We start from the raw sequence: 17837 nt of genomic DNA on the forward strand, positions 1-17837 counted from the left end.
TGGGGGTTTCCAAAAGCCCTGCTTTAACAACGTACATATCAGATTGAGCTTCCCGAAATCCACATTATTTGGCTGGCTCAACACGTTTCATCGGCACACCAATTGGCAGTTTTTTTTCTATAATACTCCCTTACAGGAGCGAACAAAATAAAAAATGCTACCTGATAGCCAGATAGCATTTTTTATTTGAAGGCCGTCGTAGAACATGGCCAAGCTGGTAAGATGACTAAATGCCTCTGCCTTGTATGACCCTGAAAATGACAGCGATAACTGCGATCACTAGCAGGATGTGAATGATGCCACCTGTACTGTAACCAATGTATCCGATGGCCCAGGCAATGAGTAAGATGACTGCGATGATGTAAAGAAGGTTTCCCATGACTTATTTGTTTTATTGTTTAGTGAATGGCCAGACCGAGGGTGGAAACACCGCTTGAAAGATCAAGGAAGACTCCAACCTTTTTGTTGATGTGATATTCGAGGCCCAGATGGACATCGAGGAACAGAGAGCGCCCACCTTTGTAGATCTTAGTGTCTCCCTGGTAGCCGTCGTCCCAGCGTGACTTCACTATAGCAAAGCCGAGCGAACCCGCAGCGTAGAAATCCCAGGCTGGAGTAGCACTAAATAGCTGATCAAAATAGTAGGTACCTTTCACTCCAAGAGGTATAACTGTTTCCCTGTATTTGTAGTAGCGAGATGGCGTGTTGTTATTGCCCCAATAGTACCTGTTCGAATAGCTGTAGAAACTGACGAAGGGAGCAAGGGTAAAGTTTGGTGCCACGTCAAATTCATAGTTGAGGCTAAGTACGGGAAGCGAATGGCCTATGTAGCCATAGTAGCCGGAGTAGCCGCCCACCCCAAGACCCAGATTGAGGGTGTTGCCAAAGCTCTCCTGAGCCTTTCCGTCGAGCTGAAGGAGGCAGAGTAAAGCTGATAGTATAAATAGTTTCTTCATTAGATGTTTGTTAGGTGAATAGTAATGGTAGTGAGTAGTGAAGGGATACCATGATGATCAACTTAAAGGCTTTGCATCGGATGCTCAGCCGGCCTCCATATTACTCGACGTTTTTAACAGTCAGGTCTTTGAATGCCTTGCCCAACTCTTCCATGTCCCGGCTAAACTCTGTTTTGAATGATTTCCATTTCTCCTGGCCTTCCACTTTGTAATCGTCCATGGCTTTTTTCATATCGCTGTTTTTCTGTTCAAGCGTATTGATCTTATTTTCATATTCAGCCTTTACCTCTTTTTTCTCTTTTGCAATTCTGGCCTTGAACTCGGCAATGCTCTTGTCATTGGCGGCTACTTTTGCGGCAGTTTCAGCTCTGTATTTTTCTACATCGGCCAGGTACTCTTTTGTGGCCTTGTCAAGGTCTTTTTTGGCTTCTATTACGTCTTCCTTGGCATTTTCGACCTTTTCCGCTTTAGAGGCAGGTGAGTTACAGCTTGTTAAGCCAGTACTGAGCAGCAAGGCAGCGGCGGAAAACAGGATGAGTGATTTTTTCATGATTGACGTTTTTAATTTTTAAAGAGTCCGAATCGCTTGATGGAGCGTATTTTTATAATCCGGCAATCAGCTTTTCGAGCTCATCTTTTGATTTGCCCAGCTTTACCTGCAGGCGGCCTAGTAGCTCGTCTTGCTTACCTTCCACCAGCAGCAAATCCTGATCGGTAAGGAGGGCGAATTGCTGCTTCAACTTGCCTTTGGTTTCATTCCAGTTGCCTAAGATTGATGTTTTGTTCATGACTGGTTTGTTTAATTATTGCTGTACAAAAGTGCGCTTTCGGCTTCCGCAGAGTGTTACACTATGTGAGCCAAGTGTTACAGATTTCACAGTTGTTTGGATTTGAGTCGGGTACGAGCAGGTCATGATTTTCTCGTGCGACTATTCATTCGGCCTCTTATAAGAAGGATATGGTATGGAGTTCAGGGATATGAGCTTCCCGAAAGCTGAAAAGCCTCCGGGAATTATGTGTTTGGAAAAACTTGCTCATACAAGCCGGGTGAGTATTTCGAAAATCCAGAGGCTCCTTCGAGAAGGCCATTCCTCCGGCAATCAGCAGGCTTTTGGAGTGAAATCGACTAACCAGGTAAAACGATTTAAAATCTGTAAACAAGGACTGACACACAGTCCATCATGTCTCTCATGCTGGCATCAGCTCTTTTTGCCAGCCAGCAAATAGGCACCTCCGCCCAATACTATAAGCGCCACCCCCAGGTAAGGAGACCAATTGACGGAATGGTTCTTGTCGGCACTAATTTCGAGGCTGCCTATGTCCACCACTTTCTCTTTGGTAACGAAGTTGACTCCATTGAAAATGGTGATCAACACACCTACGACGAGTAATACCAAACCTACTTTTTTCATAATGATGCTGTTCTTAGATAGTGGTTACGGCAGGTGTTTACAACAGAATGATCAGAAGCAACAGAATGATGATTAAGGCACCAACAGACACGTAAACGCCTCCGCCAATGGCTCTAAGTCTCGACTTAGTGGCTTTCACTTCTTTTCTCAGCTCTTTCTTTTCCGAAGAGCTCATGTCGGTTTTGTCAAGTGCATCTATTTCAGCAAGCCTGGCTAGCAGCGTATTGGCTTCGGCGGTTTCAGCGGCTGTCGGCGCTGGTGCAGTGGCAGTTACATTTGATGCCGACGCACTTCCTGTAAAAAGGACGAACAATAGCAACATTGTGGTCAGTGTTAATCTTATTTTCTTCATCTTAGTTGTTTTTACGGTCTCATTCTTAAGACCTTAAGGTTGTAATTCTTTAAATAAAGTTCGGCATTGGCATCGGGCGAATAGTTACATTACAAGGGAAGATCTTTACATAAATCACACTTTTGACTCTTTGGTGGCCCGGCACAGTGGCTAAAGCTGCGGGAGGAAGGAGGTTGTCCCCAATTGGTCGTCCGTAAATCTTATTTTTGGAACAGACGGGCACAAAAAAAGGCAATAACAATATTGCCTTTTTTGAAGAATCGTACTTAACCTAATCGCATTATAGAATCTTATGGGTACTGCGTCGGTTTTCAACGGCGTTGACCTATGTGTTCTTTATCAACCACGTTTCGAACCGGAACCACAGTTCTTATGACCCTCTTTTTCGTCCTTGTCATCATAGTCCTCACGGTCGTGACCTCTGCCACCACGTCCACGCCCGTCATCACATTTGCGGTGGAGCTTGATGTTTCCCCCTGTGAGTGTTCCAGAGATCGTGTAGCCATTTGATAGCTCAAGGCTAAAGCTGTCGTTGCGGCCTGGCTCACCATTGTCTACCACAATCACCTTGTAAGTAACTGTGCCAGCACCATCAAGTTTCGCAATTCCCTCAATCTGACGGGTTACTGCGTCAATGGCGATATAAGACGTTACGCTGGTACTTTTCACTTTCACACCACCATTGCTATGGTCGTCGAAGGAAAGGTTGCCCCAATATTTGCCGTTCAGAAGTCCGCCAGACACACCAAAGGTCGCTTTTTCGTTGTATTGGCCCTTGCGCTCGTTTTTACCATTGCGTCCTTTTTCTCCCTGTATCCATCCACCACCAGTGACAAAATCTCTGCAGACTTTTGGAGGATCGGTGGTACCACCGGCTCCATTACAAGCACTAATGTTGTTGGTAATCATCGTTACGGCGCCATTTAAAGCCAGCATGCTGCCTGATACTGTTGAGCCGTAAGTCATCGTAATGGTGGTATTCGCTATCACCGTTCCGATAAACTGCTCCCCGTCAACGGTAGCCGATGAGCCAACTGCCCAAAACACATTGGAGCCATTGCAATCAGCATTGTCGTTGTTGAGAGCAATAATGTTCGATCCAGCCATCGTTACCAGGGTAGTACCTGTTTGAAAGATAAATTCCGCATTGCTGTCACCTTGAAAATCGAGGTACATAGTGCCATTCACTTGTAGGTTCGCCGATGGGGCGAAGCTGTAAACACCTGGTGTAAAGGTGATGCCATCAAGTTGGGTAACGCCTGAGTACACGGTGCCTGGCACTTTGGCTGTCAGGAAGTTGTAGGCAATTACTGCGTCATTATGCGCCTGCGCTGCCACCGGCCCGCCAGCGTAGATAGTTCCGCTCACCGTTCCAAGACCGGCAGTTACCGTTCCTGGGCCCATGATTGAATTTGCAGGTGCCTGCAGGAAGCCCGTAATGGCGGTACCCGGGCTCACCCCAAGATCACCGGTAATAAGTGATGCGCCATCGTTGGTGACGGTGGTTCCTGCCAAAACGGCAAAACCAGCGGCACTTCCAAGTGGCACCGTGCCCGAAGACGCTGCCACCTGACTGTGGCTGCCTGTCTCGATAAAGATATCCCCGGCATTGGCTGGAAGTGGTTCTTCCTGCTGGCAACCGACAACAAAAACAGCCGATACAAGAGCAAAGGCTGCCAATACACTTTTTGTGTTCATAATTATTTGTTTTAGGTACTGTTTCGCTGGTTGAAGAGGGGCGATAAGAAATGCTGACCTGGTTACGATTAGCATTTCACGTGAGCTATGCCCCACTACAAAGCAGCGGTATTTTGGGTGGAAAAGCCTTACAGTCTTTCATGTGGATCTTATATAAATCACTGGTTTTAAACGGCATACAGGAGTCGCTGTGAGAAAAGCAGGGCCAGGCAGTCGACTACACATGCCCTCAAACGAAAAAAGGGCAGGAGTGAAAACACTCCGCCCTTTCCATTTAAAAAACTCAACCTAACTATACTTTTTCGCTAACTACCTATTATGGTTGGGTAACTATGTTAGCATCAAGGATGACCGCAGTTTGTGCCAGGGCCCGTCCTTTTAAAGATGCACCGGTACCCAGAGTAATGCCGGTCTTGCAAAGTATTACACCTTCAAAATGGGCAGTGGTTCCTATGGTTACTTCTCCAGCAACCTGCCAGATAATATTTTTGGCCTGGGCACCACCGCTCAAGGTTACATTCACCGCAGAACTCACAGTCAGGTTTTCTGCAATCTGGAAGATCCAAATGTCGTTGGCACCGCCGTTGATAGTGATACTTGCGGGAACAGTTACGGTGTTGGTCCACTTATAAACGCCTGGAGACAATGTTTTTCCACCGATATTCCCCGTGCTTAGCTCAAAGAAGTCGGGCGAGGGGCGGCCAGCCGCATCGTTGTAAGCGGTGTTCATATTGTCAATCGCCGTGGTCAGGTTACTTGAAGTGGGCGACACCATGTCGGCAGCATATACTCTTCCAGTTACCTGAGCAGAGGTGGCAAATCCAGTATCATCGGTCAATGCCAATCCTGTGATGTAGGATCCGGCCGCAGGGCTGATGCCCATATCGCCGGTAACGGCAGAAGTTGGACTGTTATTGATGGCTGTCTTCGCCAGCACCACGTAGTTGGCTGACGTACCCAGGTTCACTGGCGCAATGGTAGCAGTGCTACCGCCAGTGGTAAAAGACCATTCCTTCGCTTCGGCAATGGCATGACCTGCAAGGTCTTTCACGTCCTTGCTAATGATAGCCGTGTAAACAGTACCAGCAGCTAAGCTATTGGTAGGAGTAAACGTGGCAGTGGTGCCTTCGTAGGCTACTGCGCCAGGCACAACTGTGCTGCCCTGCTTCAGTTGAAATGTGGTAGCATTCACTGTCGCTGGATCCATTTCTTCGCTGAATTCGAATTCAATCACCGCATTACGTTCAACGCCTGTGTCGTCGTTGGCGGGAGAAACCGATACTACTGTAGGTATGCTCGGATCTGTGTTATCGTCGTCCTTATTACACCCTACAAACAAAACTGCCGCTGCCAAGGCTACGGAGGCAAATGCTTTCTTCAAAATCATATTTGTGTTTTTTTAACTTTCCGCTGCTGGCGGGGCTTTGGAGTATTTACCCAAAAGCCGCAAAGGTCGCATCTGACATGCAGGCGAACCTTCGATGATACAAAGGTGGGGCGATTCCCGGGGCATTGTGTTACACTACGCTTGAGGAGTCTTACATATATCACATATACAGATAATGCAGGCCAGGCGTTTCATTGGCGCCGTGATGGCTGTTACTAATGCTGGGCAAAAAAAAAGGGCGAGGTGATCACACCTTGCCCTTTTCGGTTTTGCCTCAGCGGGAATTAGCGCTGATGCCTTTGCTTATTGTGGTTTCACCACAGTGTTCTGGTCAAGAATAACCGCAGTTTGTGCCAGCGCTATGCCATTCATTGAAGCACCTGTTTGTAGGGTGATGCCTGTCATTGATAATATGGTGCCTTCAAAATGGGAGGTAGTACCTATCACTACTTCACCAGCTACTTGCCAGAATATGTTTTTGGCCTGAGCACCACCACTCAAAGTAATATTGACGGCTGAGCTCATGGTCAGGTCTCCACTGATCTGGAAGATCCACACATCATCGGCCGTACCAGAAATAGTGAGGTCAGAAGGGATGGTCACCGTGCTTGTCCACTTGTACAGGCCGGCGGCTAGTGTTTGTCCACCGATATTGCCGGTGCCCAGCTCCGAGAAATCAGGTGTAGGCCTGCCTGCCGCATCGTTGTAGGCAGTGATCATGTTTTCTACCGCTGTCGTCAGGTTGGAAGACGTAGGAGAAGCCATATCGGCTGCATACACCTTGCCCGTTACCTGGGGTGAAGTAGCAAACCCTGTGGCATTGGTCAGGGCGAAACCAGTGATGAAAGACGTAGCCGCAGGGCTCAGTCCCAGGTCACCCGTAATAGCCGAGTTGGGGATGTTGTTGATAGCTGTTTTGGCCAGGATCACGTAATCTCCAGCTGAGCCGAGGTTTACCACCGCCAGTCCGGCAACTGCACCAGTAGTAAAGCTCCACACCTGTGGAACAGCCAGGGCGTTTCCACCAAGGTCTTTCACGCCTGTGGTCACAGTAGCTGTATAAACCGTACCAGCTGCCAAAAGATTAGCGGGTGTAAAGGTAGCCACGGTGCCTGAGTAGTTCACCGAACCGGCTACAGCCGTTGTTCCCTGATTCAACATAAAGTTGGTGCTATTCACAGTTGAAGCATCCATGGCTTCGCTGAAAGTGATAGAAAGCACCTTGTTGCGTGCTACGCCGGTGGCGTTGTTGAGCGGCGAAGTGGCAGTGGCAGTGGGAAGTACGTCAGTAGTAAAGGACCACGTCTTGGCTGCTGCCATGGCATTGCCACGCAAGTCTGTCGCCGCCACTGTTACGGTGGCCGTGTAAACAAGCCCTGCCTGCAAACTGGCAGCGGGAGTAAAGGTGGCAACCATGCCTGTGTAAGTCACTGCGCCAGTCACGGCAGTTGTGCCACTGGCAAGCAGTACCGAAGTGGTATTAATGGTGGAAGCGTCCATTTCCTCACTGAACGTTACCGTAATGGCCTGACTAAGGGCCACATTCACCCCGTCATTCTGAGGGGCTATCTCTGTCACTGTTGGCGCAGTTGTGTCCGGTGCCAGGCCTGTTGTAAAGCTGAAGGAGTAATCATCCTCCAACGACAAGCCGTCCACGTCTTTAGCACCAGTTGTCAGCGTAGCTGTAAACAGCGTGCTGGCTGCCAGTTCATTGGCAGGAGTAAAAGTAGCCGTTGAGTCGGCATAAGAAACTGTACCTGCCACGGCCTCGGTGCCGGCCACTAAAGTAAACGTAGTGCTGCTTATTGTAGCAGGATCCATGTTCTTATTAAAAGAAATTTCCACGGCAGAGCTTGTCTCCACTTCTGTAGCTTCATTGGCAGGCGCAGAGCTAACTGCCTGAGGAATTAAAGGCGTAGGATCATTGTCCTTGTCTTTGTTACACCCTGCAATAAGCACCACGGTGGCCATAGCTACGGCGGCAAATGCTTTTTTCAATATCATGATTGTGTTTTTTAAATATCCGCTACTGGCGGGGCCAACGAGTATTTACCCGAAAGCCGCAAAGGAGAGCACCTGACGAACAGGCGAGGCTTTGATGATACAAAATTGAGACAGTTTGGCACGGCTTTACTTACAAGCTGCCCGAAGAGAGTTACACATATCGCAGGTTGTAAATCACTCAGTGAGCGGGAATGCCGACCGCCCGCACCTTTCGGCTTAGTCACAATTCGACGTGACCGGGGCAATTAAACAGGTTACTTTCTGGGCTTCTGCAGAGAGCAACCTGTTTAATCGGTATTGGACGCTGTACCTACGGAACTCGCCAGACATTTACATGGGCTCCAGGGTTACCATTATTTGGCCCTTGAGCGACTTTTTTCCTCTGGTCTACATGTCCAGAAGGGGGAAGTCGCAGCGAAAAAAGGAAACAAAAAAAAAGAGCGGTTAACACCGCCCTTTTTCAGTATGAACCTAATAATCAACTGATCTAAATGATTTGAAAAGTGATGGGAATGCTGTATTTCACATTCACAGGCTTGTTGTTTTGGAGACCGGGTGTCCATTTTGGCATGGAAGATACCACACGAAAGGCTTCGTTTCTGAAAGCCTGGTTCACGTCGGCGCTGGTGGCGTCGGTTACTTCAACATCGCTTACAGTACCATCGGCGCCTACTACGAAGTCGACAAATACTGCGCCTTCAAGTTCATCCTTTTGTGCCTGCGCAGGGTAAACAATATTGTCCCTCAGGTATTTGCGCATGGCTTTGTCGCCTCCAGTGAAAACCGGATTCACTTCGGCCTTCCGATAGATGACCGTTCCTGTGGGGTTGGTGTAAGTAGGCGTCTTCGCATACATTTCGTTCCACGCCTTCATTCTTTTTTCAGCAATCATAGCAGAATCCTTCTTGATGAATGCCCTTCTTTGCTCAATTGAAGATAGATTAACTGTTTCGGCAGGAGTTACCTTTACTTTACTTTCCTCGCTACTTTTGTCCGTTTTGGTTCCGCACGATTGTGCTAAGAAGAGCACAGCGATCAATGCGAAAACTTTGATGTTTTTTTTCATGGTAATTGTGTTTATAAAATCTCTTAGACGAGTATCAGGGCTTTTTCCTGCTTTATCTGACCTACCGCTGTTCGGGGCTTTCGCCGACGAATTGTGGCAGTCGTTTTTATATTCGTTCGTAAGAACAATACAAAAGTGAAGTTAATCGGGGAGTGATGTGTTACAGACTTATGTAGAAGTGTTACATCTATCACAGGTATGATGAGTGCAACAACTCAATTGGAAGTGCCTAAGGCCGATTTTGAAAGGTGGCAGCTCAGCCTTTTTGAATCGCAAAGTCCCGTGATGCCGCCATGGAGGCGCCGGTGCGCCTGTCAAAGGTTTTCCAGGTTTCCCAGGCGCTTTTGCTTTAGCTGCTTGAAGAAGGAAGGGGAGAGCCCTGTTACTTTCTTGAATTGATTTGACAGGTGAGCCACGCTGCTGTAATGTAGCCGATAAGAAATTTCCGTCAGATTGAGCTCGTTGTAGAGCAACAACTCCTTTACCCGTTCAATCTTGTGAATGATAATGAATTGCTGAATAGTGATGCCTTTTACCTCTGAAAAAATATTGGAAAGGTAAGTGTAGTCGTACTCCAGCTTTTCGCTGATATAGTCGGAGTAATTCACTTTGGGGAGCTCATCCGTATAATGGATCATTTCGATGATCACATTCTTTATCTTATCTATCAGAATGCTTTTTTTATCATCCAGTAGCTCCAGGCCCGATTTTAACAAGTTCAGCTTAAGCTCTTCCCGTTGGGTTTGAGAGATGTCCTCCAGCACATCCACCATGCCGAGGTCAAGTACCACGTAGTGAAGGCCAAGCTTCTCCAGCTCTTCCTTCACGAGCAGTTTGCAGCGGAGGCTGACCATGAATTTGATGTAAAGCTTCATATAATATAGCTGGTTGATTTAATGTAAGCCGTTTTCACGACAAAAGCTATTTCTTAGTGCTTAAATACAGCCACTTTCAATACTTAAGCTTGAGCAACTGACTATTGACGGATAGATTAGGCTAGTCAGGAAAACCTGCTTGGGTGTCGTTACACCTGAGATACCGGGAGCCGACTGAACTACCTGGTGCAGGGAAACCTCAGGAAGATAAGATACTTGTTGAGGACAACGAACTTACGGGCGACAGTGCTCGATGGTGAGATTTTTCGTTACAAGCTGTCAGGTAGACGTAGAAATGGTCTGGTGGCTGACGCCGTGTCACAAAAGGTGACAATCCTTAAAACAAAACCGCCACCCATGGGGCGGCGGTTTTTACTTTACTTGATCACAAGCTTATGCACGGCTGCCCCGTGGCTGGTGATTAGCCTGAGAATGTAGACTCCGGCTGGCTGACTGCTGATATCGACAGTCAGCTGTGCCGTAGTCATCGAATGCTGCCACACGGCTGAGCCGTTGTTGTTGTGGATGATAATTTCTTTTACATCTGCCAGCGAACCATCCCACGCTATGGTGAACTGTCCCTGCGATGGGTTAGGGTAAGTTTTGATCATTGAGCGGAGCACTTCGGCTGAAACGCCCGTGGTAGCGGTCGGCATGGCAATGATCACAATGCCTTCGTCTGTTACCTCAGAGGCTACCTCAAAGCTTAGCTGCCCGGTGCTGATGGTTATTTCAGGCGATTCCAGGCTTACATTCCCCTCGTAGTCGATCAGGAGTTTGTAGGCGCCGAGCGGGAGATTCGTGAATTCGAAGCTACCATCAACAGCCGTCACTGTGCTGGCTACCAGTGTCCCCTCAGGGCTCGTCATGAGAAGAATAGTGACACCTGAAAGGGGCGAGCCTTCCATGAGCCTTCCGTCTGTCACCAGATGGCGGCTTCCATCGTCCGAAAGCAACAGCTTACCTGCAATAGAGCCCGGTCCTGCTGGCAGCGATGGCTTTTCGATCATATCCACAGTCACGCCTTCAATGCTTTCCGCTGACAGCGTGAGCAAGGTAGCATTGGCAAGGGTGGTGGCCTTTTCAAAATACGTAGTGACCACTGTGGGTGAAGCGGAGGCAATGCTCAAAGCATATTGGCCCGCTGGCACATCATCAAATGTAAATGCGCCATTGGCAGACAGCGCAGATATTATTGGTGTGCCAAAGGTACCATTACTGTTTTTCGGGTGAAGCTTTGCTTCGCCTTGGGTGAAAGGTGAACTGCCTATAGTGGCCACACCGGCGACGCTCAACGCTTTTACAACCGGTGCCGTCACTTCAAACGCTTCCGTGGCCTCAGCGGCGAGGTAGTTGTCGTTGCCAACCTGGTTGGCGGTAACTGTTACAGTGCCCTCAACCCCAGTTAGAGTAAGCGTAGTGCCGGTAAGGCTGGCAGGTCCCGTTACGCTGTAGCTCAACTCGAGTCCGCTGTCTGTAGTGGCATTTACCGCTATCGGGCCATCGGTCGTTAGCTTGCCTCCAATGCTTTCAACGACAATGGTCTGGGCTTTTTTGGCTATGGCAAAGCTTCTTTCGACAGCAACCGCAGCCTGGAAGGTTTCGTCACCTGCCTGAGAGGCCCTGAGGGTGGCTGTTCCCGCACCCGTGATCGTCACGGTGTTTCCATCAATGGACACAGGCCCGCTAACCACTTCAAAGCTGACGGCAAGTTCGGAGGTAGATGTGGCTTCCAGGTCGAAAGCTGCATCTCCAAATGTTTTGTCTGCTATGGCTGCAAAAGTGATGGTTTGCTCTTGTTTTTCGGCTACCTCTGGTGCGGTCACTTCAAAAGTTGTAGCAGCGTCAGCAGCGAGATAGTTCTCGTTGCCCCCCTGGCTGACTGTAATAGTCACAGTGCCCTCTTCGCCTGTCAGTGTCACAGTTGCACCCGACAGCGTGGCCGGGCCATCGATGCTGTATGATAACGCCAGGTCACTGTCGACGGAGGCAACCAGGTCAAAAGCCGCATCAGTAGTCAGTTTGTCTTCAATGTCGGCAATGGTAATTACCTGTGCCTTTTTGGCAATGGTGAAAGTTCTTTCGACAGGAAGGGCCGCATTGAAATTCTCGTTACCTGCCTGAGTAGCTTTGATAGTGGCTGTACCGGCGCCGGTAATGGTTATCTCGGTGCCACTTAGTGTAACAGGTCCGTTCACTACTTCCAGACTGACTACCAACGAAGAAGAGGCCGATGGTGACAAAGTGAAGGCAGCGTCGCCAAAAGACTTATCGGAGATGGCATCAAAAGTGAGGGTTTGGCTGCCTTTGCTTACTGTCAGGGTTCGCTCAACAGGAGGTGCAGCGTTGAAGGCCGCATCACCTGCCTGAGAAGCCGTGATTGTGGTGCTTCCAACGCCCGTTATCGTTACCATGTTTCCGCTGAGGGTGGCTACCGATAGATTAGAGCTTGTGTAGCTCACAGTGAGTCCGGAGCTGGCGGTTGCCCCGGGAGAAAAGCTGGTGTCTCCGAAGGCTTTCGCCGGTAATTCAGCAAACGTAATGGTTTGGTTGGCCTTGTCCGGATCCGACACGAAAAATGAAGCGGAGGACGAAGCACTGTTGTAGTTGGTGTTACCTGCCTGGCTCACAGCCACCTCCACCGTGCCGCTGGCTCCGGTTAGGGTGATCGTGTTGCCGCTGATGGTGGCCGGGCCGCTTGCAATAGCATAGGTAAGGCTTAAGCCACTGGTTGTGCTGGCCGACACAGCAAACGGTGCATCGGAAACAAGTTTGTCGGCGATAGGAGAGACGGTGATGGTTTGACTGGCCTTATCAACCGTGAGTGTTTGTGGCACGTTGGTGGCGGCATTGTAATTCGCATTGCCCGCCTGTGAAGCTGTGATGGTGGTGCTTCCGGCTCCGACAATCGTTACCGTGTTGCCACTTACTGTGGCCACTGCTGTGTTGGAGCTGGCGTAGCTCACAGACAGACCTGAGCTGGATGTTGCTCCCAGTGTGAAGTTGGCATCCCCAAATGTTTTGGCTGGCAAAGCCGCAAAAGTGATGGTTTGGCCGGCTTTGTTCACCGTGAGGGTTTGCGGTACATTGGCGGCGGCATTGTAGTTCGCATTGCCTGTCTGCGACGCTGTGATGGTGGTGCTTCCGGCACCGACAATCGTTACTGTGTTTCCACTTACTGTCGCTACCGCTGTGTTGGAGCTGGCGTAGCTCACCGTTAAGCCTGAGCTGGCCGTTGCTCCCAGGGTGAAGTTAGCATCCCCAAATGTTTTGGCTGGCAAAGCCGCAAATGTGATGGTTTGGCTGGCTTTGTTCACCGTGAGTGTTTGCGGCACGTTGGTGGCGGCATTGTAATTCGCATTGCCCGTCTGTGAAGCTGTGATGGTGGTGCTTCCGGCACCGACAATCGTTACCGTGTTGCCACTTACTGTGGCTACCGAAGTATTGGAGCTGGCGTAGCTAACTGCTAAGCCTGAACTGGCCGTTGCTCCCAGGGTGAAGTTAGCATCCCCAAATGTTTTGGCTGGCAAAGCCGCAAACGTGATGGTTTGGCTGCCCTTGTTCACCGTAAGTGTTTGCGGCACATTGGCGGCGGCATTGTAATTCGCATTGCCCGTCTGCGACGCTGTGATGGTGGTGCTTCCGACACCCACAATCGTCACTGTGTTGCCACTTACCGTAGCCACTGCTGTGTTGGAGCTGGTGTAGCTCACCGTCAGGCCTGAGCTGGCGGTAGCCGTGAGGGCGAAAGGTGCTTCTCCAAAAGCTTTCGCTGGCAGTGCATTGAAGGTGACTGTTTGGTCTAGCTTTCCTGTCGTGAAGCGCCAGGTGGTATTGTCCTGAATTCCAGGCCATATTTTCTGGCCATTGACAGCACTTCGCAGGTAACCGCCGGTCACGTTCACGTATACCTCCGTGTTGGCAGGCAAATCATTGGGCAGGTCGAAGGAAACAGTTGCACCGTCGATGGTCATGGCACTGCCATTATAGTTAGACAGGCTGGTGATCAAACTGCCATTACTTACCCGATAAAGGCTGATGGTTCCAGCACTAATGGTCATGTTCTCTTCAAAAGTTATGCTGAGATTACTTGAAACCTGCACGTTCGTACTACTATTGGCGGGAGTGTAACTTAATGCGGATACCTGAAGCGCCTGGGTGGTAAATGTCCAGTTGGGATTTCCGTTCAGTCCCTCAAAGGTATTGCCTGATACGTCCTTCACCACACCTACACCCAGGTCGACATAGTATTCAGTGCTGGCGCTCAAATCGTACGCTGGCGTAATGGTGAGCGTGTTGTTGGAGATGGACACACCGCCATTTACACTATAGCTGGAGTGCATGGATCCTCCGATATCCCTGATCGTAATCACGCCAGTGTTGGCTACAATGTTTTCGCTGAATGTAACAATCAGATTGCCATTGACAGCGACACCGGTTGCGTTGTCAGCAGGTGAAAGGTTGGTGATGGTAGGAGGGGTTACGTCTGCAGCACCTGCCGTAGTAAATCGCCAGGAAGTGGAGTTTTGAATGCCAGCCCATGTATTGGTGGCATTTGCTGAACTTATTAAATAGCCGTCAGAAATATTGACATAGTATTCAGAATTGTCGGCCAGGTCATTCGTGAAATTAAATGTAATGCTGGCACCAATAACGCTCATATTTAAAGCATTGTAAACGCTGAGTGATTCCTTTAGTGTGCCGTTAGCATTATATATGTGGATACCGCCAGCAAGGGAATTGAAGTTAACGTTTTCACTAAAAGTCAGGGTTAAATTGGTCGTTTTATCGACTCCGGTTGCACCGTTTGCTGGTGAAAGTGACACAAGGCTTAGAGCAGCCGGAGTGCTAAAGTTCCAGGAGGTAGTATTGGTTATTCCGGCGAAAGGATTGCCTGCAGCATCTGTAAATGCACCGGATTCAATGTTCACATAATAACCTACTCCAAAGGCTAGATCGCTTGCTGGGTTGATGGTAACGGTTGTTCCTGATACCACCACGTTTGCTGAAGGAAGTGTGTAGCTGGCAAATACTGAATTGTCAGTAGAGCGCTTGATACTTACCACTTTCGAGGCCACCGCTACTACCGATTCTGAGAAAGTAGCGACTAAATTGGATGCAACAGCTACGCTTGCGGCACCATCTGTCGGTGACAGGCTGGTGATCGTAGGAGGGATTGCGTCTGCGGCAGGTACTGTTGTGAAAGTCCAGAAGTTGGTGGCCCAGGGAACGATTCTTGCGGTTGTCCAAATATCTTCGGACTCGTTGTAAGCAAAATCGTACTCCATCCATCCTGGCTCATTCCCACCAGCGTTGTTAAATTGGTTGTCAATGTAATAAGAAGTGCCTGCCTCAAGGGCGTTGCTGAGTGGCAATTCGGCAAAGTAGAGACCTGCTTGTGCATCATAGCCGTAGGTGATGTCTGCATATACATCCCATTGTTTCACCAGGGAGTTATCAGACACCTTCCTTAGGCGATAGTAGCCATAGCTGTCATACACTTGACTGCTGAAATACATCTTGATACTTCCCAAAGAAGTGCTCACTGAGGTAGCGCCTCTTGCCGGTAGGAAGCTGCTGATAACCGAGTTGACGCTGCCTGTGGTAAATCGCCAGGCCGTATTATTTGATATACCGGTATAATAACTAACACCTCCGGATTTACGGAAAATATCATTGCCAATGTTGAAATAATAGGTGGTTGCCGGCTCTAAAACCGCCTCTCCCATATAGAAAGGCACATTCTGACAGCAAGTAGAGATGTTCGGGGCAGTTGTCTCGAACACAACTGTGCCGTCAAGTTTTTTCAATTGCACCGTCCCCAAGGCCGATTGATTGACTTGAATAAAGTCGTCGAAAGCAATGAAGAAGCTATTTACGCCAACTGGGACGTTAGTAGCATTATTAACAGGATAGAAGGCCGTGGCGATAGGCGCCGAAGCAGGTACCGCTGTGAAATTCCATGAAGTTGCATTGGAGATGCCTGCAAAAGGATTACCAGCTGCATCAATAAAAGCTCCCGTTTCGATATTGACATAATACTCAGCCAGATTAGCCAGGTTGCTGGTAGGGTTGATAGTGACTGTGTTTCCGGACACGGTAACATTAGCCGATGGCAAGGTATACGACTCAAAAATACCACCGGGTACTTCACCGCCAGCGTATTTGATGCTCACGACTTTGGAGGAAACTGCTGTAACGTTTTCCGAGAATGTCGCCACCAGATTGGAAGCAACAGCTACGCCTGTGGCACCGTCCGAAGGCAAAAGTGAGCTGATGGTTGGAGGGGTAACATCTGCCGCTGCCACCGTGGTAAAATTCCATGTAGTAGTATTTGTTATTCCAGCAAAAGCATTGCCAGATACGTCTTGAAAGGCTCCGGCATCCATAGTCACATAGTACCCTGTTGAGTTTACCAGGCTACCAGTTGGGTTGATCGTAACTGTGCTGCCTGAAACACTGACATTGGCCGATGGTAAAGTATATGATTCAAACACAGCATTATCAGAAGAACGTTTGATGCTTACCACCTTCGAGGCTACTGGTGTCACGTTTTCTGAGAATGTCGCCACCAAATTAGCTGTAATTGCTACGCCGGTTGCTCCATCCAACGGAGAAAAAGCATTGATGGTAGGAGGGGTCACGTCTTCACTTAGTACGATGACTCTGCTGTTGCTTAGATAGGAATCGGCAGTAACCAACTTATCCTGTGAATTAATTGCCAGTGCGGTGCCAGAAGACATGACGTCACCCAGGCCATATACATATTGAAAGGCCAAAGCGTTAGAATATTTTGCCAGGTATTTGCTAGTCCCCGATATGGTACCAGCCCCAGGATCGAAGTCAGTGCTTCCCACTTTGCTGCCTGAAACATAAATATTGTTACTGCTACTTATTTTTAAGTGATGCGGGTCGAAGCTAGTTGAAGAAGTTAGCGCAAAGGAGGCAATGCTAGTGCCCGACGTGTTTACTTTATTCAGTAATAGTTGATTTGCTCCTCCTTTGCCCAAAACGAAAACATTGCCGGAGCCATCAAGTACAATTTTTTTTCCAATATCCTGGGAAGAAGTAGTGGTAAGTTTGGTGGCCCACACGTAGCCGAATGCACTACTGTATTTTGCCACGAATACATCTCCATTTGCGTCGGCAGTGATGTTTTGAGTGGCTGCAGTCGCATCAAAATCGACAGTGTTTTTGAATATTCCGGTGACATAAACATTCCCGGCTCCATCGATAGCCACATCGTTTATCTCGGATCCGACCGACGTCACGAAGTTCTGTGACTGTTGTACGCCTGATGAATTGAGCTTCCAAACAGCACCTGTAGTTTGGAACGATGCGTTGGAGTAAGTGCCGGCAACGAAAACATTGCCGCTGGCATCCGTTTTTATTCCTTTTCCATAGAAGTCAACCAATGAACCACTGGTAGCTCTGTTCCAACTCCACTGCTTGATGCCGGAGGAATTGAACTTGATTACATAGGCTCCGTACAGGTTGGTGTTAGTAAGAAAGGTGCCACCCACCGCCGTGTTTATACCCGGGGTAGATTTGTCCCTGAAAGTCACTGGTCCACCGGATGAACTTCCTACAACATATATATTATTGTTGCTATCTACGTGAACGTCACTGATCTCGTTGGCAGCCACCGTGGCATCATTGTAGCCGTCAATGAGCCAAACAAAAGCACCAGCCGAAGTGTACTTGGCAATAAAGTTAACGGGGACGGCTGTATTGATATTGTTTTGGAAGGGCGCAACAACTCCCGCACCAGGGTCGAAGTCATAGGTAAATACCGTAGATGAATAGTAGGTTCCTGTCACAATGATGTTCCCACTCGCATCCACAGCAGACGCCTTAATTTGAACATTATAATTCGACATGATGAAGTCCAAATCGACAGTTTGAGCGCCAGAAGGTGATACAGCCAGTACACACGAAAAGGCAAAAGCGTAGACTAAATAATGTCTTTTTAAAATGGCAGCGAATAGTGTATTCATGACTTAAGGTTTATTGGTTTTACCCACCAAAAGTCATTTTTTGTCTGTCCAATTGATATGAGGCAAATCCCTCAAAACCCAGGAGAAAAA

The 17837-nt window shown here is 48.6% G+C and carries 12 protein-coding genes; all 12 read right to left on the reverse strand.

What is annotated here, in order from left to right; all coding sequences use genetic code 11:
• Positions 1–226: 226 nt before the first annotated feature.
• A complete protein-coding gene (locus tag RIG68_RS26070) occupies positions 227–379 on the reverse strand; it encodes a lmo0937 family membrane protein (protein ID WP_350129438.1) in 153 nt (50 codons plus the stop codon).
• 19 nt (positions 380–398) lie between these two features.
• Complete coding sequence (locus tag RIG68_RS26075) at positions 399–956, reverse strand: hypothetical protein (RefSeq protein WP_350129441.1); 558 nt, start codon at positions 954–956, stop codon at positions 399–401.
• Positions 957–1056: 100 nt separating this feature from the next.
• A complete protein-coding gene (locus RIG68_RS26080; protein ID WP_350129444.1) occupies positions 1057–1506 on the reverse strand; it encodes a sll1863 family stress response protein in 450 nt (149 codons plus the stop codon).
• 52 nt (positions 1507–1558) lie between these two features.
• Positions 1559–1744: a CsbD family protein gene (locus RIG68_RS26085; protein WP_350129447.1), complete on the reverse strand. Its 186-nt coding sequence runs from the start codon at positions 1742–1744 to the stop codon at positions 1559–1561.
• Positions 1745–2155: 411 nt separating this feature from the next.
• Positions 2156–2368, reverse strand: coding sequence for a hypothetical protein (locus RIG68_RS26090; protein WP_350129450.1), 213 nt, complete (start codon positions 2366–2368; stop codon positions 2156–2158).
• A 37-nt stretch (positions 2369–2405) separates the two neighbouring features.
• Positions 2406–2720 carry a hypothetical protein gene (locus RIG68_RS26095; protein WP_350129453.1) on the reverse strand — a complete coding sequence of 105 codons (315 nt, stop codon included), beginning with the start codon at positions 2718–2720 and terminating at the stop codon, positions 2406–2408.
• Between the two features lie 339 nt (positions 2721–3059).
• A complete protein-coding gene (locus RIG68_RS26100) occupies positions 3060–4418 on the reverse strand; it encodes an ice-binding family protein (protein ID WP_350129456.1) in 1359 nt (452 codons plus the stop codon).
• A gap of 316 nt (positions 4419–4734) precedes the next feature.
• The gene (locus RIG68_RS26105; protein ID WP_350129459.1) at positions 4735–5805 is read right to left on the reverse strand and encodes an ice-binding family protein; all 1071 of its coding nucleotides are present in this window, start codon (positions 5803–5805) and stop codon (positions 4735–4737) included.
• Positions 5806–6108: 303 nt separating this feature from the next.
• Positions 6109–7809, reverse strand: coding sequence for an ice-binding family protein (locus RIG68_RS26110; RefSeq protein ID WP_350129462.1), 1701 nt, complete (start codon positions 7807–7809; stop codon positions 6109–6111).
• A gap of 487 nt (positions 7810–8296) precedes the next feature.
• Positions 8297–8875 carry an energy transducer TonB gene (locus RIG68_RS26115; protein WP_350129465.1) on the reverse strand — a complete coding sequence of 193 codons (579 nt, stop codon included), beginning with the start codon at positions 8873–8875 and terminating at the stop codon, positions 8297–8299.
• 314 nt (positions 8876–9189) lie between these two features.
• Positions 9190–9750, reverse strand: a complete 561-nt coding sequence (locus RIG68_RS26120; RefSeq protein ID WP_350129468.1) for a helix-turn-helix domain-containing protein — start codon at positions 9748–9750, stop codon at positions 9190–9192.
• Between the two features lie 377 nt (positions 9751–10127).
• Positions 10128–17747 carry an Ig-like domain-containing protein gene (locus tag RIG68_RS26125; protein ID WP_350129471.1) on the reverse strand — a complete coding sequence of 2540 codons (7620 nt, stop codon included), beginning with the start codon at positions 17745–17747 and terminating at the stop codon, positions 10128–10130.
• Between the last annotated feature and the right edge of the window lie 90 nt (positions 17748–17837).

It is taken from the genome of Imperialibacter sp. (assembly GCF_040222385.1).
GTDB lineage: Bacteria > Bacteroidota > Bacteroidia > Cytophagales > Cyclobacteriaceae > Imperialibacter.

Bases quoted from the DNA above. Each gene is read 5' to 3' on its own strand.
- RIG68_RS26080 (WP_350129444.1), bottom strand. From the start codon at position 1,506: ATGAAAAAATCACTCATCCTGTTTTCCGCCGCTGCCTTGCTGCTCAGT.
- RIG68_RS26090 (WP_350129450.1), bottom strand. From the start codon at position 2,368: ATGAAAAAAGTAGGTTTGGTATTACTCGTCGTAGGTGTGTTGATCACC.
- RIG68_RS26120 (WP_350129468.1), bottom strand. From the start codon at position 9,750: ATGAAGCTTTACATCAAATTCATGGTCAGCCTCCGCTGCAAACTGCTC.
- RIG68_RS26115 (WP_350129465.1), bottom strand. From the start codon at position 8,875: ATGAAAAAAAACATCAAAGTTTTCGCATTGATCGCTGTGCTCTTCTTA.
- RIG68_RS26100 (WP_350129456.1), bottom strand. From the start codon at position 4,418: ATGAACACAAAAAGTGTATTGGCAGCCTTTGCTCTTGTATCGGCTGTT.
- RIG68_RS26105 (WP_350129459.1), bottom strand. From the start codon at position 5,805: ATGATTTTGAAGAAAGCATTTGCCTCCGTAGCCTTGGCAGCGGCAGTT.
- RIG68_RS26110 (WP_350129462.1), bottom strand. From the start codon at position 7,809: ATGATATTGAAAAAAGCATTTGCCGCCGTAGCTATGGCCACCGTGGTG.
- RIG68_RS26085 (WP_350129447.1), bottom strand. From the start codon at position 1,744: ATGAACAAAACATCAATCTTAGGCAACTGGAATGAAACCAAAGGCAAG.
- RIG68_RS26070 (WP_350129438.1), bottom strand. From the start codon at position 379: ATGGGAAACCTTCTTTACATCATCGCAGTCATCTTACTCATTGCCTGG.
- RIG68_RS26125 (WP_350129471.1), bottom strand. From the start codon at position 17,747: ATGAATACACTATTCGCTGCCATTTTAAAAAGACATTATTTAGTCTAC.
- RIG68_RS26075 (WP_350129441.1), bottom strand. From the start codon at position 956: ATGAAGAAACTATTTATACTATCAGCTTTACTCTGCCTCCTTCAGCTC.
- RIG68_RS26095 (WP_350129453.1), bottom strand. From the start codon at position 2,720: ATGAAGAAAATAAGATTAACACTGACCACAATGTTGCTATTGTTCGTC.